This window comes from Paenibacillus sp. FSL R5-0810 (assembly GCF_038002285.1).
Classification (GTDB): Bacteria; Bacillota; Bacilli; order Paenibacillales; family Paenibacillaceae; genus Paenibacillus_AQ; species Paenibacillus_AQ lactis.
Window position 1 is genome coordinate 2,254,394 of sequence record NZ_JBBOCF010000001.1, and the last position, 24,721, is coordinate 2,279,114.

At 52.2% G+C, this 24,721-nt stretch carries 21 protein-coding genes; 6 read left to right on the forward strand and 15 right to left on the reverse strand.

The window, feature by feature from the left end; genetic code table 11:
- The first annotated feature begins 75 nt into the window (after positions 1 to 75).
- Both MKX76_RS10125 and MKX76_RS10130 read left to right on the forward strand, forming a co-directional pair.
- Positions 76 to 942 (forward strand): serine/threonine protein kinase, encoded by an 867-nt coding sequence (locus MKX76_RS10125; protein WP_213613875.1) that lies wholly within the window; start codon positions 76 to 78, stop codon positions 940 to 942.
- Positions 943 to 1,058: 116 nt separating this feature from the next.
- Positions 1,059 to 1,334 (forward strand): hypothetical protein, encoded by a 276-nt coding sequence (locus MKX76_RS10130; RefSeq protein WP_213613873.1) that lies wholly within the window; start codon positions 1,059 to 1,061, stop codon positions 1,332 to 1,334.
- 151 nt (positions 1,335 to 1,485) lie between these two features.
- On the opposite strand, the gene MKX76_RS10135 is transcribed toward MKX76_RS10130, so the two are convergent.
- The 4 genes from MKX76_RS10135 to MKX76_RS10150 form a co-directional block, all read right to left on the reverse strand.
- The gene (locus tag MKX76_RS10135; RefSeq protein WP_251535174.1) at positions 1,486 to 2,664 is read right to left on the reverse strand and encodes an MFS transporter; all 1,179 of its coding nucleotides are present in this window, start codon (positions 2,662 to 2,664) and stop codon (positions 1,486 to 1,488) included.
- On the reverse strand, positions 2,661 to 3,488 hold the full coding sequence (locus MKX76_RS10140; RefSeq protein WP_251535176.1) for a MerR family transcriptional regulator: 828 nt from the start codon (positions 3,486 to 3,488) through the stop codon (positions 2,661 to 2,663). Before MKX76_RS10140 ends, MKX76_RS10135 begins: the two co-directional genes overlap by 4 nt.
- Positions 3,489 to 3,710: 222 nt before the next feature.
- Positions 3,711 to 6,104 (reverse strand): polyprenyl synthetase family protein, encoded by a 2,394-nt coding sequence (locus MKX76_RS10145; RefSeq protein WP_213613867.1) that lies wholly within the window; start codon positions 6,102 to 6,104, stop codon positions 3,711 to 3,713.
- A 405-nt stretch (positions 6,105 to 6,509) separates the two neighbouring features.
- Positions 6,510 to 6,923, reverse strand: a complete 414-nt coding sequence (locus tag MKX76_RS10150; protein ID WP_007130292.1) for a YugN-like family protein — start codon at positions 6,921 to 6,923, stop codon at positions 6,510 to 6,512.
- Positions 6,924 to 7,103: 180 nt separating this feature from the next.
- On the opposite strand from MKX76_RS10150, the gene glsA reads away from it, so the two are divergent.
- On the forward strand, positions 7,104 to 8,045 hold the full coding sequence (glsA, locus tag MKX76_RS10155) for a glutaminase A (RefSeq protein WP_213613865.1): 942 nt from the start codon (positions 7,104 to 7,106) through the stop codon (positions 8,043 to 8,045).
- 146 nt (positions 8,046 to 8,191) lie between these two features.
- On the opposite strand, the gene MKX76_RS10160 is transcribed toward glsA, so the two are convergent.
- Together MKX76_RS10160 and MKX76_RS10165 are read right to left on the reverse strand one after the other, a co-directional pair.
- Positions 8,192 to 8,869: a serine/threonine protein kinase gene (locus MKX76_RS10160; RefSeq protein ID WP_251535178.1), complete on the reverse strand. Its 678-nt coding sequence runs from the start codon at positions 8,867 to 8,869 to the stop codon at positions 8,192 to 8,194.
- Between the two features lie 372 nt (positions 8,870 to 9,241).
- Positions 9,242 to 11,968, reverse strand: coding sequence for an FIMAH domain-containing protein (locus tag MKX76_RS10165; RefSeq protein ID WP_251535180.1), 2,727 nt, complete (start codon positions 11,966 to 11,968; stop codon positions 9,242 to 9,244).
- Between the two features lie 824 nt (positions 11,969 to 12,792).
- On the opposite strand from MKX76_RS10165, the gene MKX76_RS10170 reads away from it, so the two are divergent.
- Together MKX76_RS10170 and mscL are read left to right on the forward strand one after the other, a co-directional pair.
- Entirely contained in the window at positions 12,793 to 14,586 is a 1,794-nt protein-coding gene (locus MKX76_RS10170; protein WP_341033672.1) for a hypothetical protein, read from the forward strand.
- A 378-nt stretch (positions 14,587 to 14,964) separates the two neighbouring features.
- Entirely contained in the window at positions 14,965 to 15,363 is a 399-nt protein-coding gene (gene mscL / locus MKX76_RS10175; protein WP_034274289.1) for a large conductance mechanosensitive channel protein MscL, read from the forward strand.
- Between the two features lie 100 nt (positions 15,364 to 15,463).
- On the opposite strand, the gene MKX76_RS10180 is transcribed toward mscL, so the two are convergent.
- The 9 genes from MKX76_RS10180 to MKX76_RS10220 all read right to left on the reverse strand — a co-directional run bounded on the left by MKX76_RS10180 (position 15,464) and on the right by MKX76_RS10220 (position 24,259).
- Positions 15,464 to 16,210, reverse strand: a complete 747-nt coding sequence (locus MKX76_RS10180) for a creatininase family protein (RefSeq protein WP_341033673.1) — start codon at positions 16,208 to 16,210, stop codon at positions 15,464 to 15,466.
- 11 nt (positions 16,211 to 16,221) lie between these two features.
- Entirely contained in the window at positions 16,222 to 17,214 is a 993-nt protein-coding gene (locus MKX76_RS10185; protein ID WP_341033674.1) for a phosphotriesterase family protein, read from the reverse strand.
- Positions 17,215 to 17,272: 58 nt separating this feature from the next.
- The gene (locus MKX76_RS10190) at positions 17,273 to 18,571 is read right to left on the reverse strand and encodes a PTS ascorbate transporter subunit IIC (protein ID WP_341033675.1); all 1,299 of its coding nucleotides are present in this window, start codon (positions 18,569 to 18,571) and stop codon (positions 17,273 to 17,275) included.
- Positions 18,572 to 18,593: 22 nt separating this feature from the next.
- Positions 18,594 to 18,857, reverse strand: a complete 264-nt coding sequence (locus tag MKX76_RS10195) for a PTS sugar transporter subunit IIB (protein WP_007130302.1) — start codon at positions 18,855 to 18,857, stop codon at positions 18,594 to 18,596.
- Positions 18,858 to 18,905: 48 nt separating this feature from the next.
- Positions 18,906 to 19,337 carry a PTS sugar transporter subunit IIA gene (locus MKX76_RS10200; protein ID WP_007130303.1) on the reverse strand — a complete coding sequence of 144 codons (432 nt, stop codon included), beginning with the start codon at positions 19,335 to 19,337 and terminating at the stop codon, positions 18,906 to 18,908.
- Positions 19,338 to 19,359: 22 nt separating this feature from the next.
- Positions 19,360 to 21,468: a BglG family transcription antiterminator gene (locus MKX76_RS10205; RefSeq protein ID WP_341033679.1), complete on the reverse strand. Its 2,109-nt coding sequence runs from the start codon at positions 21,466 to 21,468 to the stop codon at positions 19,360 to 19,362.
- A gap of 243 nt (positions 21,469 to 21,711) precedes the next feature.
- Positions 21,712 to 22,152: a DUF4652 domain-containing protein gene (locus MKX76_RS10210; protein ID WP_251535189.1), complete on the reverse strand. Its 441-nt coding sequence runs from the start codon at positions 22,150 to 22,152 to the stop codon at positions 21,712 to 21,714.
- A gap of 223 nt (positions 22,153 to 22,375) precedes the next feature.
- Entirely contained in the window at positions 22,376 to 22,786 is a 411-nt protein-coding gene (locus MKX76_RS10215) for a VOC family protein (protein ID WP_050954036.1), read from the reverse strand.
- A gap of 108 nt (positions 22,787 to 22,894) precedes the next feature.
- Positions 22,895 to 24,259 carry a helix-turn-helix domain-containing protein gene (locus MKX76_RS10220; RefSeq protein WP_341033680.1) on the reverse strand — a complete coding sequence of 455 codons (1,365 nt, stop codon included), beginning with the start codon at positions 24,257 to 24,259 and terminating at the stop codon, positions 22,895 to 22,897.
- A 178-nt stretch (positions 24,260 to 24,437) separates the two neighbouring features.
- Here MKX76_RS10220 and MKX76_RS10225 point away from each other — a divergent pair, with 178 nt between their 5' ends.
- Positions 24,438 to 24,692 (forward strand): DinB family protein, encoded by a 255-nt coding sequence (locus MKX76_RS10225; RefSeq protein WP_341033681.1) that lies wholly within the window; start codon positions 24,438 to 24,440, stop codon positions 24,690 to 24,692.
- The last annotated feature ends 29 nt before the right edge of the window (positions 24,693 to 24,721 follow it).

The window sequence follows — 24,721 nt, forward strand, 5'->3', positions numbered from 1 at the left end:
TACGGTAAGCGATCCGATCGATCATCGATCATCAATCACCTCATGTCATGGATACTAAGGGAGATACGAACTGGAATGCGTCTTTTTTCATATGCAGCTTCCTTCATCGCCGCATGGCGGGATTACCCGGCAGAAGCGGATTCCATACTCGGAAACCGATATACCGTCCAAGGCTTGCTTGGCGAAGGAAGCTACGGAATAACCTACCGATGCGAAGACTTGGAGTGCAAGGAGCTCGTAGCTGTGAAGCAGGCAAGACCGAGCAAGGGCCCTTTTGCAAAAAAACTGCTTCGCCGGGAGGCAGCCCTTCTTAAGTCCTTAGCACATCCTCATATTCCGGCATACAAAGATTTGTTTACGTACAAGAATAAGGACTTTCTGGTGATGTCCTATATCGAGGGGGATACCCTGGAGGATTTAATCTTTGACCAAGGCTTCCGGTACACGGAACAAGAATGCCTGCGAATTACGCTGCAGCTTCTGGAGATTGTGACCTACATTCATGATCAAGGAATCATTCATCTCGATCTTCGGATACCGAACGTGCTGTTTAAGAACGGAGAGCTGCAGTTAATCGACTTTGGCCTCGCACGGAGAGTCGGAGAACCCCCGCCGCTGCAAAAGCCAAAACAACGATGGACCCGCAAATCCCGTTTGGATATCTCTATACCGGCCAAGAGCGCCGAAGAAAACTCGGATTTGGCGGATATCGGTCATTTTATGCTGTTCATGCTGTACTCTGCTTATGACGTTGATGACGATCCGGATCAAAGTGAGCGAAGCTGGCAGGAAGAATTGATTCTTTCCGCTGAGTTGCACCAGATGATTGAACGCTTGCTTGGGATCCGGGAACCATACCAGGGATCCTCGCATTTCATGAATGAGCTGCGTGAGCTTTATTCGTCATATGATCCAACAATAAGCGGCATGACCGATAAATGACGATGATTCATTTCAACCTCCACAACGCCGGGTAAAGTTGAATACGGGGATTAATCTATGATAATATCCGATTAGCACGATGGAATGACCTCGAACAAGACAGGAGGCCAAACAGAATGTTTAAAAAAATCGTCAATAAGTTCCTTCACTCCGCATCCAGCACGCATGGACGGAAGCGTTACGGCAGCTCAGGACAGCACTATGGCAAACGTTACAGCAGTTCAGGAAAACACCTTGGTAAGCGATACAGCAGCTCAGGAAAACACTACGGCAAACGCTATAGCAGCAGCCACGGATTTTCTCGCCGCAAAGCCTCTTCCTCAGACTTCAAGCATCAGCATGGTCACCGTGGGCACGGCTACTACAAAGGCAGAAAATACAGCTCCAGCTAACCCCTAAAGCTCTCCTTACCCTCTTAATTATTGAGGGTTTTTTCATGCTTTTAACCGCCAAGCCTCGAGGGACCACACCTTGCATCCCTTCGAATTATCATACACCCGCCCGGGCAGTCGACTTCAACCGCTGTTTTCGTCATCGATCCCTTTACATTGGCTCTGACAGCCGCTCTCGACCGGCTTTCCGGCCACCCGCAAACAACCCGATCGCCAGCAGCAATGCCAACAATACGACGAAGAATCCCGCCCAGCCTAGAACCTCTACAGATGCGCGACTCATCACCACTCCACCAATGCCCGAGCCTAATGCAAATCCAAATTGAATAAAGGACGTGTTCACGCTGAGGGCGATATCCGGGGACCGGGGCACCCGAGTGACGAGATATAACTGCTGTGCCGGTGATGTCGCCCATGTCGCCACCATCCATAGCATGATCATTGCAATGACACCCGACAACCACCCGTTGACCATCGAGAGCATAAACAGCATGGCTGCCTGTAGGGAAAGTCCCAAATAGATGGTGAACTTCGATCCTTTGGTATCCGCCATCGCGCCTCCCATTTTCGAGCCGATAAAACTGCAAATGCCTGCTGCGAACAGAATGATGGAGAGCTCTGCTGCCGAAAGCTCGGCGTTGGCCTGCAAATAAGGCGTGATATACGTAAATAAGGTAGAGTAAGCGCCGATATACAACAGGGTTATCATGAGTGCTAGGGCAATCTTTCTATCCTTCAAAATCGACAGCTGCATCCCGAGCGTGACGGTACTCCTTTCCCGCATCGAGGGAACTTTACGGTAAACGGCGAACAGCGGGACCAAGCTCAAGAGACCGATTACGATAAACAGTGCTCTCCAGCCCAGCCATTCGCTCAAGAACGTGCCGACGGGTACGCCAAGCACCAGGGAACCGCTCAATCCCATCAATATGATACCGATGGCTCTCCCTCGATGCTGCTCTCCGGCAAGCCTGGTGGCTACCGCCATCGCAACGACGGTGGCCACCCCTCCGCTAACCCCTTGGAATATGCGGGTAACCAGCATCATCTCAAATGAATGGCTTGCATAAACCATAAGGCTGCTTAAAATGAAAATGCCGAGCATGGTAAGCAGCACGCTTTTACGGTCTGCATTGATCGTAACCGCAATGACGACAGGGGCGCCAATGGCAGCCGAAAGGGCAAACACGGTGACAAGCAATCCGGCGGCAGAGGTTGCTACGCTTAGTTCGGAAGCCACCATTTGAATAATGCCGCTGATAATATACTCAACTGTCCCAATCAGAAAAACCGCCAAAGCGAGCAAATACACGACCCATTTATTGTTCATTCGGCTGCCCCCGGATCGATGATCGGAATTTGAACCTCGACCAGGCACATGCCCGGTTCATCCGATAAGGGCACATAGATTTCCCTTCCAGGCCGATCCTCCCGGATGAGATAGCCGTTATGTTCGATCCAGGCGGCAAGGTCAGCGCAAGCCGTTTCCGAGAAAGAAGAATCGGAGCGGAACAGAAGCGTAGCCATCGTCTCAGCAGGCATGAAGCGCTGTTCAAGACCGACAGGAAGCTTGTAGGTTCCCGGTTTGGCGGCAAAGCCGACCTCCAGCTCGAATTCATCATCTTGACGGCTGCTTTCCTTCCAAAGCACCGTCTGTGGCCCAGTCAGGACAGAACGTATACTTCCTTCAAGAAGACTTTCAAAATGTTGAAATAGCTGTGGAATTTCTTCGGCAGTACCAAACGACGCATACGAAATCAATTGCAGGGCATCAACCTGCTTGATGACGGCCTCCTGCTCCATCTCCATCCTTCCCTCTCGTTCCACGAGCTGCATTCGTTTTTTAATACGTGATAGCTTGGACATTTCGTTCTCCAACAGCTGCTGAATCTCACTTTCTTTCAACCTCAGCATACCGCGGATCTGTTCCGCGGATATATCTTCTTGAAGCAGCTGAACCATTTGCTGCAGCGTGAACCCAAGCTCCTTGAAAATGACAATGCGGTTGATCTCCAGAAGCTGCTCGGCGGCGTAGTACCGATACCCGGTCGATCTATCGATCCGTGCAGGCTTGAATAACCCGATCTGATCATAATAGCGCAATGTCTGGATCGGGATCCGGCTCAGCCTCGAAAATTCGCTGATTTTAAACAATATCTCACCTTCCTCCTATGAATGTCGGATTGAGTATATACCTTCGAGTCGACTATAAAGTCAAGAGGGAAAATCATGATGTAAGGCTTCGAGATCAATACCCATGAAAAAAATGAAAACCGCGAAGCTCGCGGTTCCATTTGCATCAGCGCATATTGTTGTCGCCAAACCTGATCGACATCGCCGGATGAATCACTAGCCTTGAGCACGTTGGCGGTCCTTTTAATTTTCGCGATTCACCATATAATTCAGGAGATGCGTGAGAAAGGCGATCGGACGGGGAAGTTCATCCAACGCTTCCATCGCCAGGCAATAATGCTCCCACATTTCTTGTTTGGCGCCCTCTATGCCAAGGATGGTCACAAAAGTGGACGTATTGTTCTCTACATCTTGACGCGTCGGCTTCCCGAGGACAACCTGATCGCCTTCCGCATCAAGCAGATCATCCTTGATTTGAAATGCGATGCCGGCATGGTAGGCATACCGCTTCAAGGCGGAGATCTCCGTCTCGTTGACACGGGCGAGGATCGCCGGCATGACCAGCGAAGCCTCGAATGCAATGCCGGTTTTGTAGAAGCAGATCCGGTTCAGCTCCTGAAGCGTGAGCGCCGCTCCCTTGGATTGAAGGTCCATCGCCTGCCCCATGCACATCTCCCCGGCTTTCTGCGAAGAATAGCGCATCAAGCGGAGGACGACCTTGGGATCGAAACCGCTCAGGGACGCTTGTTCTTCCGTCGCCTTCTGGATCAGGTACAGACCGGTTAACTCGGCTGTTGAGCTGTCATACACCTCATGCAGGGTTGCTCTTCCCCGGCGGGTGGACGCATTGTCCTGCGATGGCAAATCATCAAAAATCAAGGATGCGGTATGCATATACTCCAGTGATTTTAAAAGAGGGATAATCGCTGAGGCATCAAGCCCGTATTCCTTCACGCCCATCACCCATGTCAGGATGGGCCGCAGCCGCTTTCCGTCCCCATCCAGGCTGTAGTTGGCCGCTTCAATCAGCGAGGTCTTCATCGGAGGAAGATTCTCCGGCTCTGCGATGCGGAGCTGATTATTAATCTGCTCGCGGACCGACTGAACCGTATCGAAGAACTCTTCCTGCTGCTGTCTTTCATTTTTCAGTATCGTGACCATCTGGTCCCGAAGCAGTTTATCGAGAAAATCCACATCGTCCGCTTTTCGGACCATCCTCTGAATAAGGCGGTGGAGCTCCGGCTGCCCGGAGGCGAGCACGCTCATAATCTCGTTATATTGGTCTGAACCGAGCCGCGCTTTGCATCGTTTAAGACCGTTGATGGCACGATCCAGGATCACCTCGCGCGTCATGGCGTCCGAACGGTATACGTTTCGAATCAAATGCGCAATGACCGTCCAGTACAATTCGTACGGGTTGATTAAATCGGGACGCTGCTCCCTGTATTTCAAGAAATAAGTATACGGCGTTACCGCTCCATTCCTCATATCGTCGAACATATCCGCGAAGTCATCGGCCAGCTGGTTATAAATTCCGTAATAAAACGTACGCTGGTCGAAGCCCTCGTCCTCCGGAGCGCTCAATACCGAACGAACAATCAATCGGGAGGAGGAGGATTTCAAAATAATCGGCAAATAAAGCTCTTCATTGGTGTAATCGGCATTCGATAAATCCTTCACGCGGTCCAGATGCTGGGAATGAAAGAATACATAGGATTGCTCGAAGAACAGCATTCTGAATTCCGGCCGTTGATGTCCTTTAATGTATTCAAAGGCTTCGCGAAGCTCGGCGTGTATAAAGCGGATCAGGTTCATATTGGTGCCGCTCCACGTTCCAAGCGACGGTACCGTGCCCGTAAGCAGCGCGCTCCGGATCATGCGGGAATAACGCTCCTTCTCCTGATCATTCAGCACCCCGGAATCGAGAAGATCGTCAATATACGGGTAAGTCAATCCGTAAGAATAGCCGAGTCGGATGGCATGATCCAGCCTGCGTGCACGCTCTGCGGGAAATATTTCGCCGGGGGACTCTTCCACCTCTTCGATGGCATGCATCACGACGCCGACGATGATTTTGATGAGCTTGCGCTGGGCATGCTCCGGATTCATGTCTTCCGGGATATGGCCCGCAACGTTTTTCAGCTTGTTCATCACCCAGATCACGGCGCTCTCAACGCCTTCCTTCTGGGCCCAGCGGTACAGGCCAGCCAAGCTTATGAACGGCGGCTGCTGCCCCCCGCCGGTCCCGGCAGAGCGGATCAGAAACTGTTCAAGACCATTGACGACTTGTTTGATCCGGGACTGGGTCTTCGGACAATCCAGCGCTTTGCCAAGATCTCTCATATAAATATAGGACACGCTGCGATCCAGGTAGTCCTTCAATTTCCCAGTATAATTCAGCCATCTCATATATCGATGATAATCCCGTGAATCAGGTTTGCCCGTTCCCCGGCTCATAAAGGACAGCCACGGTTGACGGCGGATATGCTTCCTGCTCCACAATCGGATATCTTCTGCCAGACCGTTCACATAGGTTTGATCCGTAACCTGTGCATGCAAGGTCTCAAAATACCGGGCAGCTTTCTGCTCTGCTTGCTGATACCACAGGTCGGCATAATCTGTAAGCTCCACATTCATTGATGCATTACCTCAGCTTCTAATTGGATTAGATACGTTAAACGTCCGAACATATTCATTCCTTTATACGTGAAAGAACTCCATCGGTTACGAAATCGTCATCAGAAGATCAGCGATCGTCCAAAATCCGGGATACGCCAGCCTGCCGCGCAGCTAAAACGCTTTGAATCGTCTTTCATATCCAGTCTATGCATGTTCCGTTCCCTCTACCTCAAGCAGCAAACCTTTTCGTTTATCGTTTTTTCCGTGATCGTGATAACATCCGGGGGGTCTATTGCTGTATCTTTTAGCATACACAATAAAGGCTGCCGATGATCAGCAGCCTTTATCGTTCAGGTATGATGCTTACTTATCTCTCAAATCGGAACCAGCCAGGATCAACGTCCTGCCGCTGCGTTCTCCCGTTTATTGAAGATATCCTGCTTCTACTTCCTGCAGTGCTTGCTTGGCTTGTTCAACCCATTGGTCATCCAAAGAGGCATCCGGATCAATCGGCGACTGAAACTGATCAAACAACGCTCCGATCAATCGCGGCCTCGCATGCTTGTCCGTCCCTGTATTGTAGATATGACGGAACACAAAGGGACGTCCGAGTTTGACCGTGGCCTTGCACCCGCCGCATTCCCCGTCCAGGCTGCCCCTCGTGACATGAAACGGGATCCGCAGCCATACCATTCGTTCATGATCCAGTCGCTTGTCCAAATACCCGTGCTTATAATCCCAGTTGCCCGCTAAAGAGAACTGATGGGTGCAAAAGTATTTATCGATTTCGTCGAATCTGCCTTCGATGTTCTCCAGCCTAGATTCCAGGTTTCTCATTCGCTTAGCCCCCTTGCCCGTTATATATTAAAGGATGGACTCAGGCAGCTGCTGCTATACTTTTCAAGCGGAAGAAATCCACGAACCAAAACTATGAAATGCATAATGAAGGGATAAAGCGGCTTCCATCAACGAATGCTATGACCAATTCTTTATATATTTGCCAAAGGAGATGGGACCGTGCCATCTTATGACATCGGAACGATACGAGAACGGCTGGCGGAATGGGTGGAAGCGAGCCGTCCATTCGCCGCAAGCGGAAGAGTTGCGTCCTACATTCCCGAACTGTCCAAATCCCCGCACAATGCCCTCGGTGTCAGCCTGCTGCATGCAAGCGGCGAATCCGCGACTGCAGGAGATTGCGGAAAAAAGTTCACGATGCAGAGCATCTCTAAAGTCTTTACGCTGATACTTGCATTGATGGATAACGGTGAAGAGGAGGTGTTCCGTAAGGTCGGCATGGAGCCGACCGGCGACAACTTCAACTCCATGCTGAAGCTGGAGCTCGTTCGCCCGGGCATTCCGTTCAATCCGATGATCAACGCAGGGGCCATCACGATTTCATCGCTAATCCGGGGCAGCAGCCCGGAAGAGGTATACGGACGGATCCTCGATTTCCTGCGGGTGCTTGCTGGCAACCGGCAGCTAAGCTGCGATGAGGCAGTGTACCGCTCCGAATCCGAAACCGGCAATCTGAACAGGTCCATTGCTTATTTTCTCAAACAAAACGGGGTGCTCTCGGGAAATGTCGAGGCTGTGCTTGACGTCTACTTCCGGCATTGCTCCATCCAGGCCGATTGCGCCGACCTGGCCCGCATGGGGCTGGTCCTTGCTTGCGGAGGTCTCGATCCGCTCACGGGAAACCGGCTGATCCCAAGGCGATACGTTCAGATCGCCAAAACCTTCATGACGACATGCGGAATGTACAATGCGTCAGGCGAATTCGCCATTCAGGTCGGGCTGCCCGCCAAAAGCGGGGTCTCCGGCGGCATCTTAGCGCTTGTCCCCGGACAGTACGGCATTGGCGTATTCGGCCCCGCGCTTAACGACAAGGGAAACAGCCAAGCTGGCGTGCATTTACTGGAGGTTATATCGAGAGAGCTTGATTGGAGCATGTTTTGACAACCAAACGGGACCAGCTGTGCACCTGATTAGGGCATGTCCGTTCGATGGACACCGCCAGGGGTAAGAGCTCTCACATTTACATAAGAAAGAAACCGCGCAGCATACGCGGTTTCTTCAATTGACATGGACATCCGTTCTGCAAGCTACCGGTTGAAAAACAGCTTTTTGATCCGCTCGGCGAATTCCTGCAGATTAACGCTGGACGGATCGAGCCGATAATACCCGTTCTTCACCGCCTCCAATACCCACAGCGGCAGCTTCTTGCCTTCGATGAGCGGATACACATTGTCGTACGCCCACAGAAGATGCTCCCATCGCCTGTCGTTACCGCTCTGGATATACTCTGAAACATCCAGCACTTTGCCACGGCCGTTTTGCAGCAGCACATTTTTCAAATGAATATCTCTGGGATTGAGCCCTTTCTCCCTGACGAAGCTTCGTGCTGCCTCCACATCATCAATGACTTGCCTCGGTACCGGCACGCCGTACAGTAGACAATCATACAATGTCATCCCGCTCTCCCGGCTGATCGCCACATAACGCTCTCCCGCACCGTAAAACGTAGGGAAATAAGGGCTTCCTTGCAGAGAGCGGTACACGCGAATTTCGGCTTCCTTTTTGGGAAGCGCTTCTGCCGCGTACAACTTGTAAGCATAGTGTGGCAGCGGTTCATAGACAAATACCGCAGCATCTGTGCCGATCCCGATGCAGTGCAGGTCATTCGATTCGCCTTCAATGGTCACCGGATCGTTAGTTCCCTGCTTCATGACCTCCATGCTGGATAAAGCCTTTTCAGCCTGCTTCCATTCTTCCGTGTTCATAAGCCACCTCATTTGGCTATCAGCATAACTTGCATAGATCTTTACGCTCGAAAGGATCAGCGTTTTGCAGGCTCGCACTTGTGCTTGTCCACTTATGACTGTAAATGCCGTGCGGGACCTTTGACAAGCAACAATCGGAATAAGGGCTAGCGTTCCATTGCCGATCCTGGACAGCTTCTTGGTTATTACTTGTATCAGATCATATATTATACTCTTCAACTCACCTTCTTAGTATAAACGCTAGACGAAATTCTGGGCAAATGCCTGAAATGAGCACCCATACGATCCATTCGCACAAAAAAGAGAGCATGGAAAGGGTTAATTTCCAGCTCTCTCTTCATGGACCAAATAAAATGAATTCTTATAACTATTTCATTGCCAGGACTGGATGAACGCGCGGATTACGCTTTGGATCCCATTCCGGGCATTTGCCTGGATGTCCTCCTCCCCCGAGCGTTCCAGATGCTTCAGCGCATTTTCCAACTGATGAACGGCTTGTTCGAGGCGTCCCTCCCCATAGTGGAAATGCGCTTGCCGAATTGCATTTGTAAGCTGCTGCGCGAGCGGGTGTCGAACCTTCCCTTGGTCGATTTGGGACTCCAGCCAATCCGGCAGCTGATCCGGCGTGACTGTCTCCGTATAGGATATGGATGCATCATCATAATACGCCTTCGTCGTCCACAGCTGGGAGCAGAACAAGACCAATCTTACGTAAGCTGCATTCTCCGGAGCGACGGCGCTCATCTCAAGCTGCTGCCATTTGCCGCTGCCTGCTGTAATTTGAAGCGAGGTCCCGCCCACTTGCTTATGGTTGGCATCATAGTAGTTCATTGATGCAAGGGTGCGTCCTTCCTTAAGGTAAACCTGGAATCTCGCCGTATACGCCGTCCCGGGCTTCACGGGAACGGAATCGGATGCAACGGCCACCGTTTCCGTCGCGGAAGCATCCGTGATGTACAAGCTGCTCGGGCCGCTTACGCTCTGCTCATTGCTTAATCCGAAAGACACGTTCGGCGTTAAATTGAACAAGGAACTCCAGCCCGGAATCACGCCGTTCTCTGCAGGTTGGTCAAAGCTTCCGTTCAAGAGAGGGATCTCGATCGGAATGTGAACGGCTCCGCTGCCCTTCGTCACTTCGATTTTTTTAAGCAATGTATCATCAGAATAATAGATATGCCCGTCATCACCAAGCGTCATCAATGGCGTTGTCGACAGCGTAATCGCCGCTTCCGGCTCGTTCGGATCGATCACGGTAATCCTGCCCGCAAGCGTGGTGTACATATAACCGTCTTCGCCCCACCGGATGTGTACCGGGCGCCATCTTCCATAATTGGATACGGACGGATAAATATTCGCGCTCTTCACGATGTCCATCGTCTCCGGGTCCATGGCAAAGATCAATCCGTCCGCCGCTGCCCACAGCAATCCGTCAGGGCCGATGCTGAGTCCGCTGATCATCCCTGGTTGAACGGTTGCGCCCGGGATCGAAGGAACGAATTCCTGAAGCTTTTTACCGCTGGCGATATCCCACACAAATATTTTGGCTGCCGTCTCCGTCGGATCGATGCCAAGCCCGCCGGCCACGGTAGTCGAACCATACAGCTTCCCGTTGCGGACGGCAAGGCCGACAATCGATTGGTTGTGCACGACATCTTCATAGACGGTAAACCCTTGCTCAGGCCCGAGCGAAGGATCATACACGGTCAGCGAGCCTCCCAGTTCGCCGTAGTCAGGAATTGTGCCGATAAACAGCTTGCCATCGCCAGGCGTCATGATGAACGGCCTGTCCTGGTGGGGAATTTTATAAATCTCTTTCGGATTCACCCCATCCTGGATCGGCTGATTGACGTCCAGCTCCCAAATGCGGCCTCCCGGATAGAGACCGAAGTACATTTTGTCACCAAGTGCAGCCATGCCTTCGGCCTGACCTAAGGAAAAGGTCTCGATTTCGCCGGTGATCGGGGAATATGAAGCCCCTTTTCCTCCAGGATAGCCGCTCATGTACAGCTTGCCGTCGGGCCCTTTCTCCAGCGTTTGGATCGGAATCGGATTACCAGAGAACGGGTAGGTAACCGACTTGACCTTCTTCGTCTCCAAATTCATATAAGCAACCGCCCCCGACCACATGACGGTCGCAAGCGATTTTCCCGGGAGATCCGGATCATTCGGCATCTCGATCCAAGCGGTATTGCGAAGATAGGTGGTATATTCGATTCCGGTGTCGACCGCCTCCATCGAGATGAGATCCAGCTCCATCAATCGGTTGTTCTGTACGAAATACACCTTATTGCTGCCCGGCTCGCCATACGATAAGCGAATCCCCTTATTGTCCAGAAAATAGGTGTCGCTCCAAGCTCCGGCTTCCGTGTCATAGAACAGCAGTGCGTTATTCCCTCCGCTCAAGCCGGCTACGATATACTTGCCGGCAGCATCAAGCTGATACACTTGCGCAGTCTGCACCGCACCGCCGTATGTCGGCAGCGGAATAGGCTCTTTCTCCCCCGTTTCCACGTTCACTTTCACAAGGCTTCCCTGAATGCCGATCCCAGCATACAAGTATCCGTTATGGTAGGCCGTGGCCCGGGTATAGCTCTGGCCAGGCATCACGCTGCCGTAATCTCTCATCTCGCCGGTGGAGGGATCATAGCGGCCTACCTTGGCATTCGGATAAGAACCGAAATAGACCCTGCCCTGCTCGTCATATGTCAGCCCATAAACAACGCTCTCTCCGATCCCGCCCAGATCGCGCAGCTCTTTCGTTGCCGGCGAATACGTATACAGCTTGCCGTTACCGCCAATATAGACTGTACCGTCCGGCAGGGTTACATGAGTCCAGGAGCTCTCGGTTCCTTCCAGTCTGTATTTGCGCAGCACCTCCCTGCTGACCAGATCAACAACCTGGAAAATGGCCGGCTTGCCCGTTACCGTCGTATACATGACATCCCTGCCATCTTCTTTGCCGAAAGCTGCATCAAAAATGGCTACATTCTCAATCGGGGAACCGATGGTTACCGGTTCGCCGAATGCTTTGTCCACCCGTGCATCCGCTGGAGCGGCGAGCCACCATTGCGATACGAGAACCAGCATGAGCGCAAGCATGAAAACCAAGCTCTTTTTTGCGTAAACGACCCTTTTTTGCATAAATGAGATCCCCCGTTTCTTGTCTTTTGTGAAAGCGCTTTACATCCGTTCGTCAGCAAAATTGAACTTATAAGCTCGCTATCCCCCTCCTCGTGCCGTAATCCGCGTGTAACGCGTCCAATTTCAATGTCAAACCGTTGGATTCGATTTCGCCTCTTCCCCCCCTTCGTGATCACGACCTTCACCATCACGACCGTCATGATCGGTAATCTATTGGACGTCCCGCCATTCGCCTTCCAAGATGAGTTGCTGGGGCTGCATCGGTTCAGCTCCTCCATCACCAACCTAGAAGCAGCTATAGGCACCTTTAGTATATGAATGCCTTCTTATTTTCGTAAAGGAGCGTATTTCCACCATCTGTGATTTTTCGCACCCGTTGCAATTTCGAACCTGCGCAGTATTCCAAACAGCGGGCATTCGGCTTGTGGAATTTGCTAAATGGATAGAAATACATAAACACATTCGGATTTAATCTTCCCCGGGTTGGACTCTAGGACCTTTTAACGGCGAACAGCGGAAACCATGACGCATGGTTAAGGACGGACTCTGGCCCCGTAACTTTTTACCTGAGCGGTTAGCCTCAAATTTTCCAGTTTTATCAATTTTCTCTTTCAGCGTTATTTCACTTTAATCAGGGACTAGTTCCATGTTACCCGAACGTATATTCCTGATTGTGCGATAGGCAGAGTCCTGTAAGAACAAGGGCTCATCCCTTTCCAAATCATCAGTGATATAATAACCCCGTTTACAAAGAAAGAGTTTTGGAGGAATGGAGGGAAACTATGAATGTACGAGCATGCCAGAAGCTTGCCGGCCTTCTAATGGCACTGCTTCTGGTAGGGTTGCAGACACCGGCATATGCAGAGCAGGCCAAGGTGAAAGCTACCTGGGTATGGCAGACCGAATGGATCAAGGATGGCGGTGAAGAGCTCCTTGATTATTCGCATGAGGAAGGCATTAACCTGATCTATTTGCAAATTAATCGTCAAATGTCTGCAGAGATTTATCAAACCTTTGTCGAGAAGGCCCATGCGGCTAATATTGCAGTCCACGCGCTGGGGGGCGATCCGGGGTGGGCGCTTGAGAAGCATTTGCCGGATATGCTGGGCCTTGCCGATTGGGTGAATGACTATAACGCAGGCGTGCCGGAGAACGGCCGGTTTGACGGGCTCCATCTTGATATCGAGCCCTACGTGCTGCCCGAATGGGAAATTCGTCAGGAAGAGGTTATATCATCCTGGAAGAGCAATATAAGCGCTTTTCTTAGCCGTATCTCGGGAAGCGGGCTAGAGCTAGGGATCGATATCCCCTTCTGGTTTGATTCATACACCCTGGAAGACGGCACTCCGATCAATGAATGGCTCATGGGATCCTTTGACCATGTCACCGTTATGTCTTACCGGAACCAGTTGGATTCCGAGCATGGAATCCGGTCCCTGACCCAGGCTGAGCTCGAGCTGGCGGATCGGCTCGGAAAGCGGGTCGTAGTGGCGGTGAATACGAAGGAGATGCCCGGCGAAGCCCACACGACATTCCATGGACTTGGCCGGGAATATCTGTCCAGCACATTGGAACAATTATCCGCCGATCTGAGCTCTTACAGCTCATTCGCGGGACTGGCTGTCCACGATGCCCGCAGCTGGAGGGACATGCCGACAGGCGGTGACGGGGCTACACCCCCTAACGGAGAGAACCCTGCGCCGAATCCGACCCCTCCTACAACCCCTGATCCTGGTGGCGGCGGGACGGTTCCGGATGCGGACCCGATTGAGCGGGATTCCCGGGTAAGAGGCACCTATATTTGGGAAGCGCGTGACGTGGTTGAAGACGGTCAAGGCATTTTGGCGTTTGCCAAGGAGAAGAAACTGAATTGGCTGTATGTAAGGTTGGATTTGGAACAGCCGTTCGATTCGTATTCTTCTTTTGTCAAACAAGCCTCCGCAGCAGGCATTGAAGTACATGCCATGGGCGGCCATCCGATATGGGCGCTGCAGGAGAACCGTCCACGGATGATGAAACTGGTGAACTATGTAAAAGAATATAACCGCTCCGTTGCCGGCGATGAACGATTCCATGGCATCCATCTGGATATCGAGCCGTATGTCCTGCCCGCCTGGTGGGCCGATTCGGACCGGGTTATTGCGGAATGGACGTCCAATTTGGACGCCTTCGTAAGCGAGCTGAAGAAGGACTCCAGCCTTGAAGCCAGCATGGATATGGCCGTCTGGCTTGACAAGCACAAGGCTCCCGGCTCAGACATATCCCTCAGCAAATGGATGATCGACCGGATGGATCATGTATCGTTGATGGCCTTCCGTGACACCGCAGCAGGCTCGAACGGGATCGTCAGCGTCTCCAAAGAGGAAATCGGATTTGCTAATGAGCTTGGAAAGCCGATCATCCTCTCTGTAGAAATGAAAGCAAGCCATGAAGGCAACCATATCACCTTCTATGAAGAAGGCGCGGCCTACATGGAAGAAGAGCTGGCAAAGCTGCCTGAATTGCTGCAGGATTCCCCTGCTTACGCCGGCAATGTGGTTCATGCTTACGAATACTGGAAGAACGCTAAGCCTTGACGGTTTTGCGTAAATAATTTGGGGTGTCCCGCATGATCTCGGATCTGGAGGGCGCCCCTTGTCCCGTTTGGCGAGAATCGTCATCAAGGGTGTGAACTTGTCTATTTATGTCTATGGTTGTTGAAAGAAAAAAGATTGACGAACCGAAATCTTGACGCTACCATGATGAAGGACATTTCGTAAGGGGCATTCTTCTCTCGAAATAGGGTCCGATCATCGAACGGCTGGCGTTTGAACATCGCAAAACTTCTGAAACCAAGCACATATCAGATAAGGATGATCTCGATTCCCCGTACATAGATCTGGTGCTAGGGTCAGAGATTTTCAGCGCATGGATGAACGCTATTTCATCTAAAGAAGGAAAGCAGGTGATTATTTATGAATCTGTTAAAAGAATTTAAAGCCTTTGCGCTGAAGGGGAACGTATTGGATCTGGCCATCGGGGTCATCATCGGTGCCGCCTTTGGTAAAATCGTATCCTCGCTGGTTAGCGACATTATCGTGCCGCTAATCGGCTTGCTGATGGGCGGCGTTGATTTATCCGGGTTGAAGGCAACCCTTGGAGACGCAACGATTACTTATGGGGTATTCCTGCAGACGGTCGTGGACTTTCTGATCGTATCTTTCTCGATCTTCATGTTCATTCGAACCCTCAACCGCTTCAAGCGAAAAGAAGAAGCCAAACCGGACGAGCCTCCTGCACCATCCAAGGAAGAGGTTCTGCTAACCGAAATCCGCGATCTGCTGAAACAGCAAAACGAAGCGGGCCGCTCGTAAGCGCTAAAGGGAGTATGTTTTCGATTAATCGAAAACATACTCCCTTTTTTGATGATGCCTGTTAAAGCCGCACGCTTCATAAAGGCACCGAGCAGCTCCATTAAGCTTCCCTGCGCTGTTGAAGCCGCTGCTTCGCCCCAAGGATCATGGCGGTCATCGCGGCCAGCGACGCCTCGATCACTTGCTCTCCCTTCTCTTTCGTAGCCAGCGTCGCATCGCCCAAAACAGCCGAAGAGGTGAAGGTTTCCCATGGTGTTGGGGTGCAATCGGCTTCAAGCCCGATTTGGGGTATATCCCGGATTGCCTTGTCCATGTCGACATATTCTTCGGCAAGATAGAGCATGTAGGAGGTCTCAAGCTCGCATGCGTGAAAATACGATGCGTGGGTGGACGGCGTCTCACGAATCCTGGATATGGCCTCTCCGGTACCCGGATAGAAGAAATAATAGACTTTCAATTCAGGGTGATCATTGTACAGCATTCGGGCGGCGTCTTTTAATGCGGGCATGTTCCCGAGGTGTCCGTTCAGCATGACAAAAATTCGGAAGCCTTGCCGTACCAGACTCTCGCCGATATCATAGAGGATTCGGATCAGCGCTTCATTGGATACGCTCAGACTGCCGGGGAAATGCTGAAGACTCCAAACCTGCCCGTAAGGCAGCGTCGGCAGCGCCAGGCTGTCCGTAAGTTCTGCCAGACGCTCGGCCAGACGCTCCGCCAGCAGATTATCCGTTCCTAGCGGCAGATGGGGTCCATGCGCCTCAACGGCGCCGACCGGCAATATCGCGCAGCCCTTGCGTTTAATCAGCTCGCCGATCTCGTAAGCATTCTGCTGTTGATAATCCATCCAAATCCCCCCTATCGCTTAAAAGCGAAGCAGTTTGCCGGATTATCGACGAAAAACCGGCGGATCAGCTCCTGTCCGTCAAACCCCGCCCGCTCGGCCTCATCGATGAATCGCGGCACCCACTTGGCAATGATGAACTCCAATCCGGGACCGTGGTCATAGTGCTTGTAATACGATTTGCGGGCGGTATCCCCGCTGATCAGAATTTGACCGGCGTATCCTTTGCGGACAAGCTCCAGAATGAGCTCGATCCGGGTGCTCTCTGGAGCGTATTTGATTTTGCCGATGCCATCGAACGACAAGTAGGCCCCTGTTCTTGCAATCTGTTCATGATAATACGGATCCGGATTACGATCCATATGACCGAGGCTTAAGTAACTCAGGTCCACGTTCTCGCTTCGCAGCAGCTCGATCTGCTCCAAAGCCATCGTGCCGACTTCGGTGTGGGAATGAACCGGAGCCTTCGTCTCATGATGGGCCCGGGCTACCGCGCGCAGCGTCTTCTCCTCGAGCGGGGTTATCCGGTTATATCCGGTTCCGAATTTCACCTGACCGGCGCGAAACGGCGTTCCTTCCAGACCTTCTTCCACTTCCCGGATGACGAAATCAGCCAATTCATTGATGGTAGCGCTCTCAATCCATTCATAGTACGTACGGTAATTACCGATGATCGGCTTGAGCTCTTCCTTGATAGACGCATCCCAGAGGAAGCTCTTGTTAAAGCCTGCCGTCCCGATGATCCGGACGCCCGTTTGTTCCATGATGTCGTGGACGGCAGGCACGTCACGTCCGTAATCGACGGCCGTGGCGTCTACAATCGTCTGTCCCCCGTGCTTTTTGAAATCAAGGACATCCTGTTTGGATTTAGCCGGGTCATCGAGCAGGAGATCATCCTCCCCCCGCTCGGACCAGTAGGCAGGGCGGCACACGATATGCTCGTGAGAATAGGTGAAGCCTAGTTCTTCTCTGGGAATATCCGCGTCAAGCGTTCGTATAAAGCTCATGTTGTGTTCCCCTTTCTTCTCCATAATTGATTCCGATCAGGAAGATCGGCACGCCGATTCAGAACAACAGCTCCGACAAGAAGCGGATGATCGGTCCGAGGATAAACATATCCGAATCGGCGGCCCACATGGCCGTATCCGGGATGGTGGTCGAGATCAGGAATCGCACCATGATGAATTGACCCCATGCCACGACGGTAGATGTGATGAATCCGCCTAGCAGCGCTCCGCGGACGCCTCCTGTCGAATTGCCGAACACGCCGGCGGTGGCGCCATGGAAGAACAGGACGATCATCGTCGGAACAAAGATATACGCCATCGTGTTCCCAAGGACGACAAGCCAGATTAACGCACCGGCGAATGCGCCGACGAATCCGAGCACGACGGCATTCGGGGCATAAGGGTAGGTCACCGGTGAATCAAGCGCAGGTTTCGCGCCAGGCACGAGCTTCGTCGCAATCCCGTTAAAAGCCGGCACCAGCTCGCCGATGAACATCCGGACCCCCAGCAGCACGATCGCGATGCCCCCGGCGAAAGTAAACGATTGCATGATGGAATAGACCAAAAAGTTCTGCTCACCGGACTGGGCGATCAGCTCCTGTGCAGCAGGCGTTCCTTTCAGCGAGAGAATGATCGCGCCAATCAGTAACAGCACACCCATGCTAAGCGCCGTGATGACGTTCGAATCCCTTAGGAATTCAAGCCCTTTCGGTACCTTGATCTTCTCCGAATCATTCTCCTTATTGCCGATCCACTTCCCGAGCAGGGCCGCAAGCAGCGCGACGGATGCCGAGCTGTGCCCGAGCGCGATGTTATCGTTTCCGGTAATTTTTCGCATAAACGGCTGCGTGAGCGCAGGCTGAAACGTCCAGTACAGGCCAAGGATAACCGCCAGGAACAGCACAAGCTTCCATTGCGGGACGCTCCCGCCTGCCGTGTGCACGACGATGCCCGCAAATACGGTGGTGGTCCAGAACATCATATGTCCGGTCAGGTAAATATACTTGAACCGGGTAAACCGGGCGAGCAGGACGTTGATCATAAATCCGGCCAGCATCGCCAGCGTAATCGCGCTTCCGTATTGGGCATTAAACGAATCCTGGCCCAGAAACTGCCCCAGCGATTCCGATTTAAGGCCGAACACTTCCTTCCACATCGGTTCGAAAACATTGAGTGCTTTCACAATAACGTCGGATCCTGCGCTGATGATCAAGAAGCCGATAATCGCCTTGAAGGTGCCGCTGACGATCTGGCTTGCCGATTTCTTCTGCAGTAATAATCCGAGCAGAACAATGAAACCAAGCAGAACGGCAGGAGTCCCGAAAATATTCGTTGCAATCCAGGATATAACACTCACGAGCGTTCCCCCTCGTTACTTTTTATAGAGCTTCCTGAAGCTTTTCCTTGATTTCGTTCAGGTCGAAGTAATTGTTGACGATGACAATTGTAGCGGAATGGCCCGGCAGACTTTGCGCCAATTCGTTGCTGGTCACGATAAAATCGGCAGACATCCCTGAAGCCGTTGAGACATCCGTATGCTCGACGTCCGCTTGAACACCGAGATCTTTCAGCACATTCTCCACGTTCATTCGCAGAATCAAACTCGTGCCTTGTCCTAGTCCGCACACACATATGATTTTCATTTCGATTACCTCCTGTAATTTAGGTTTGATACGGATATCCATGACGGATTACTTCAATAAATTCTCAAGCTCCTCCGCGCTTTTGGCGCTGCGGATCGCTTCGATATTTGCCGGATCGGTCAGGAGCGAGGATAAGGTGCGCAGCAGCTTGATATGGTCAGAGCTTGACGATGATCCTAGCGCGAAGACCAGATCCACCGGGTCATTGTCGGCATGGCCGAACTTGACCGGCTCCTTTAATCGGGCAAAAGCGACCGCAGCTTCATGGACGCCGCTCTCCGCTTTGGCATGGGGAAGCGCAATATGCGGGGCGATCACGATGTAAGGCCCCTTCTCTCGGTAGGCCGCCAACATGGCTTCCACATAGGATGCCTCCGCTGCGCCGCTGTCCACCAGCAGCTGTCCGGCACCGCGGATGGCCTCCTCCGCATCCTTAACTTCGATATCGAGATTTACCAGGCTTTTATCAAACAAACGCATCTTGCTCCTCCTTCATGTCTCTTCATTCTTCTGAGGTCGTCGAATACTTGCGGATGAGCTGCAGCACATCCTCTTTGCTGTCCGCTTGTCCCATCAAAATGCGGTTGCCGTCGTCTCTAAGCAGATGCGTTAGCTGCGACAATGCCTTCAGATGCGACTCGCCGTCCGCGCTCACCATGACGAACAGTCCGTGAACCAAATGCCTGGATTCATCGCTGAAGGGCACGCCGCTGCGGATGCTGATCAACGCCATCGCATGACGGAAGGCTCCATCCTCCGGCTTCGCATGGGCAATGGCGATTCCTGGTGCAGTGACGATGTACGGTCCGTACCGCTCGACGTTATCGATCATCGCCTGAACGTACTGCGTCTGGATACACCCTTCTTTCACCAGCGGATCGGCGGCTGTACGAATCGCGCTTCGCCAATCGGAAACGCTGTCGAGTATTTGTATTCGCGCTGCAGGCAGCAGCTCCGCAAGCGTTGGTTTGTAGTCTGCGGGTGCGATGCTTTTCGCTGCCGTCAGATACCGCTGAATCTCTTCCAGCAGCAGCGCTTTGTCGGGAATCTCGACATGCTTTCCTACCAGATCGACGATGGCCTGCGCGGAAGGTCCGGGCAGCGGTCCGCCGTTCCCTTTAATGTAAGGGGTCAGCTGATTCAGCAAGTGAACCTTCTCGGTATCGTTCAGAACGGCCGGAACGGTAAATACGGGAACCTTGCTGCCATGAAGCGGGACTGTGGAAAAGACGAAATCGACGCTTCGTTCAAACGTCTCGTATTGCCGCAGCGACAGGATCGCAACCAAATCAACGGACGGGAGCAGCTGCTCGATCTGAACCTTGAGCAGCCGGGAAGCGGATATGCCGTTAACGCATACGATGACCGCTGTCTTCCGGGGCGACAATACGATGTCTTGACTGCGTATCCAGCCCCCGAAATGCATCGTCAGATATGAGATTTCATGCTCGCTCAGCGGACGGCCCAGCAGCCCTTCCAATGGCTGAGCCGATTGCTTCGTCAGCTCGAATATCTCCCGGTATTTCACCATGATCGTCCCCGCCAACGGATTATCTGCCGGGATCCCGTACTTTGCACGGTAATATAATGACTTCACATGAAGCACGAGCGGCTTCTCAAGCTCCGCCCGGTTGCGGAAATGAACGCAGCCCTGATGCTCAAAGGCCTCGATCATCCGTCGAACCGCTTCCCGGACCCGCCTCGCTTCCTGGCTGTCCGGTTCGACCTCGAGCTTGTTCACTTTGCCCGTCAGCAGCTGGATCGTAATATAACACACCTCATCTTCCGGCAAATCCGCTCCTGCCAATGACCCCAGGCGCCCCGCGATTTCCTGAGCCGCCCGGTATTGCGGGACCTGCAGCAGCGCCGATTTCTCCTCGTCATCCAGCTCGACTGGGTGCCCTTGGAGAAATCTGCTCGTGTACAGGATTAGCCGGGACGCCAGATGGGCAATGGTCTCATCGGACAATTCCATACCGATCAAGCGTTCGCCGGATGCGATCATGTCATATACCGCGGACCACTGCTCTGTTTCCAGCATCATCGCAGATGCGCGGAACAGTTCCTCCGTCATCAGCTGCTCGATTCGAACTCGAATCCCTTCGGTGCTGACGGAGGGAAGCAAATCATTCAAAAAGGAGGATATCGCAGCTCTTACATCCTTCTCGTTCCCCTGCACGGTATAGCCCCGTTTGCGTTCATAAACGATCTGTAAGCAAAAACGTCTCAACTCGCTGCGAAGCTCCTTCAGCTCCGAATGGGCGGTGCCCCGGCTGACCTGCAGCAGCTCCTCCATATGATGCAGATACATCGGCTCGCTGCGGCTGATCAAGTGCAGGCCGAGCCATGCCTTGCGTTCCTCGCGGGAAAGATAGTAGTGGGTCGCCGGAATGTCCTTCATCCGTTTCGGCAGCTCCGACCGCGTTTTCTGAGGCAGCAGGTACCCGGTTTCCCGAACGTATGCGACCGGCGGCAGCTGCTGAAAGCGCAGCCATCCGTTGATTTTATCCATATCGTAATAAACCGTTCGTTTGGAGATGTTGAAGGTATCCATCATTTCCTGGATCGGAACGTAGTCGGCCGTTTTCTGCAGAAGCTCCAGGATCGACATGCTGCGTTCATCAAGAATGGTGACCCCTCCTTTCTTATTGCGGGTATCCCTGCTTGCAATGAATTATACGTTAGCAGCGAGGCATGACAACAGCGCAAACCTCGTACGGTTTCGTTTGCAAAATTATACGGATCCCCAAATTCGGCTTTTGGGAAGTCCAGCATAACATGCGTTAAGGCCGGCATCAAAAAAAGAACCTGCGGGAAAAAATGCCTGCGAGGTCCTTTCGCTATTTATATTGGATTATTCCAGAAATTTACTGACTGGGTAATTGACGTTTTGAGTACCCGTAATCTCCATAAAATTATTGTCATAGGTTTCGATCTTTAATTGGATCAAGGCTTCTTGCAGGGTAATCGAGGCGATATGCTGCGTTTCTTGAACTGCATATTTCTCCTGCATATCTCCGCTATTCAACGAATAGACAAAAAGCTGCCTTGTGGAAGGAATGGTTCCATATTTATTGCCCGTGGAGATCAGCAGATGTGCGTCATCCAGCCAATACACTCTTTTCGGCGAAAGATCAGAAGGAAAGTCATCCGATGACAATATTTTGTTCGTATTGTTCCGGGTATGATCGTACAGCCAAATTTCGCCCGACAATTCGAATTCGAACGGAGCGATAAAAGCTAATTTGAGTCCATCCGGCGAAACCATCGGTTTGGATGGAAAAGCGCTGGCCAATATGATTTACCACATTATAAACAGGTACGGCTTGTCAGAGGTTACGAGAAGATGAGGTTTCGGTATCGAAAGTGCAAACAATGGCATGTAGCAATTCTCTCGCCGTCCTGAACAAGCCGCTGGTCGGCAATGTGATTGCTGTTCTGCATATGCCGAATAAGCCGGCGGTATCCGCCGGCTTTATTCATCTTTGATGGGATCTTCTTGTGTGGACGAAATCTTATTATTCTTTGCAGATCATCAGCTTGTTTCCATCCGGATCCTTGACTACGAACCAGTGGTCGTGCTCGATCTCCGTTACGATTTCTGCGCCCAGCTCCTTCATGTACGTATAAGCTCCTTGCAAGTCTTGCGTCAGGAGCATGAAGGCAGGCGTCTCGATATGCGGCGCTCCCTCTTCCCGACCGCCACTCCACATTGGCATCGTATCCAGGATAATCCCGGTCCCCTCCATCGGCAGCGGACATAAATGACCGTTCAGGATCGAACATTCCTCTTCATTTAATCCAAGCATGCGGCAGTACCAGGCACGGGATCGTTCGATATCGCGGACCGGCACGAAAATGCTCCCTACTTTATTCATGATCGGGCTGGCGGATGACAGTCCATCCGCTTCTTTCCGAGATCCGTTCATACTAGTTCCTCCGTTCAGCAATTTCATCACTCGAGGTGCCTTGAAGGGGCGGTATCCTTCGGGCATTTCCTGTTCTTTTCTCCTCAGCGGATTCATAGTCGTCTCTCCTTATCCATGTGATCGGGTTATCGGCACGCAGCAGAACGCATACGATCGGAAGCGAGAACTAGAGAGCTGCGTAGATCCGTTCGATTGAGGCAGATAACGAATGAGCCAAGATCGGCCAGCGTCTGGACTATAGTCTGCCGAGGCCTCCAACCAGCGATTCAAGACCGCCAGCACACCAGTCATCGTACCGCCCGCCTCTGAAGCCAAGCATGCGTATAAGCCCCCATCAAGCCGGGTAAGCCTACCGTTATCCGCTGGTGATCGCCTGTATCCTTGCGGGAGAGCTATGAAGACTTCGCAAGCGGATGGTTCATCATCTGTCGTAGCTTTCCGCCAGCTCATAAACACTGCGAAGCCGTCATCCCCGTCCCATCCGCTGCTCTTCAACCACTCGATCGCAGCCTGGTCGGCACGTATTATCGACCCGGACCCTTCGGCCCGAAACGCCAAGACGTCGACCGGCTTGAGCTCAACGATTTCTATGGGTTGTGTCTTCCGGCTGCGTACCACCGGGAGATAAAGATGCACCTGCATGATCTGATCTCCCTTGAACACAAATTGTTCAAAAAGCCGGTCCGAGGCTGGTTCGAACCGGCTCCCCGGAAGCCAGCCGGAATAGAGCCTGTTCCAGTCCCCGACAATCTGCTCAGCCGACAAAGCACGGGCTCTGCAGCTGGCATACACCCCACCCTGAAGATCAACGGGCTTTAGCTCCGGATGAACGATGCCTCCCGGACCGAACGGGATATCAGGAGCAAGCAGCTGATACCCAAACAAAGGCCTCCCCTCGTCAAGATCGACGTTCCAGCCGAATACACTCATGTCACAAAGCTCCTGTCCCCTTGCGGCCAAGCATGCGCGAAAACGTTTCAGGGCATCTTCTTCCAGTCCATCCTCTCGCTCCGAAACATGCAAGTATCCGATTCCTTTCCGCGGCGGCAGCCGGACAATTCGGATATCCGAATGCGTATGCTGGCCGAACACCTGCCTCTCATGGGAGGTGCCGCTATCTTCGAGCGGGAGGCGTTCAAAGCTGAAGAAGGATTTCGCGTCCCGATATTCGGTCGGTGTCAGTCCCGTGTATCGCTTGAATGCCTTCAAGAATGCTCGATAGGTCTCGAAACCGCATCGGATTGCGATATCCATTGCCCCCAAGTCGGTTGTACGCAGCAAGCCGGCAGCCTCGCTGGTTCTGCGTTTGCGTATGTATTCTTTGACCGGATGGCCAGTCAAGCTGTAGAACACCCGGTACAAATGGGCTACCGAGACCCCAGCCGTCTTGGCGATATCGGACAGATCCAGGGGCTCGTCAAGAAACTCCTCCATATAATCCATGGCTCGCCTGACAATGTGGCTTGTATGCATGCTGCTTATCTCCCCGCTTGCAACGTTGATAATCATGATCTTTTGAAACTATGATAGCAAACTTAGCTGCGATGCGACTGAACAATTTTCTCATTTTAAGAATCTCTTCGGGAAAGGAAATGCGGAGCTGGTATTGAAAATGCATAAGATGATTGCGAATAGATAAGGGGCCCCACCGATGAAAAAACGGCACGAGATTTTATTCAAACAGTTAGAGAGCTATCGCAGCACGGTTATGGATGTACTGAGGGATGTTACGGATGAGGAAGCCGATCTAGTCCCTTCGGGTTTCAATTACAATATACGGTGGAATGCAGGCCATATCTTTCTCGATCAATACCTGTGGATTCAGGTGGTCACTAAAGAAAAAATGGATCCGCATGAAATAAAATGCGTAACCGAGGCTTCCGATTCGCCTATTTCGGACGAATGAATACACTATAGGATCATCGTTCACGAAAG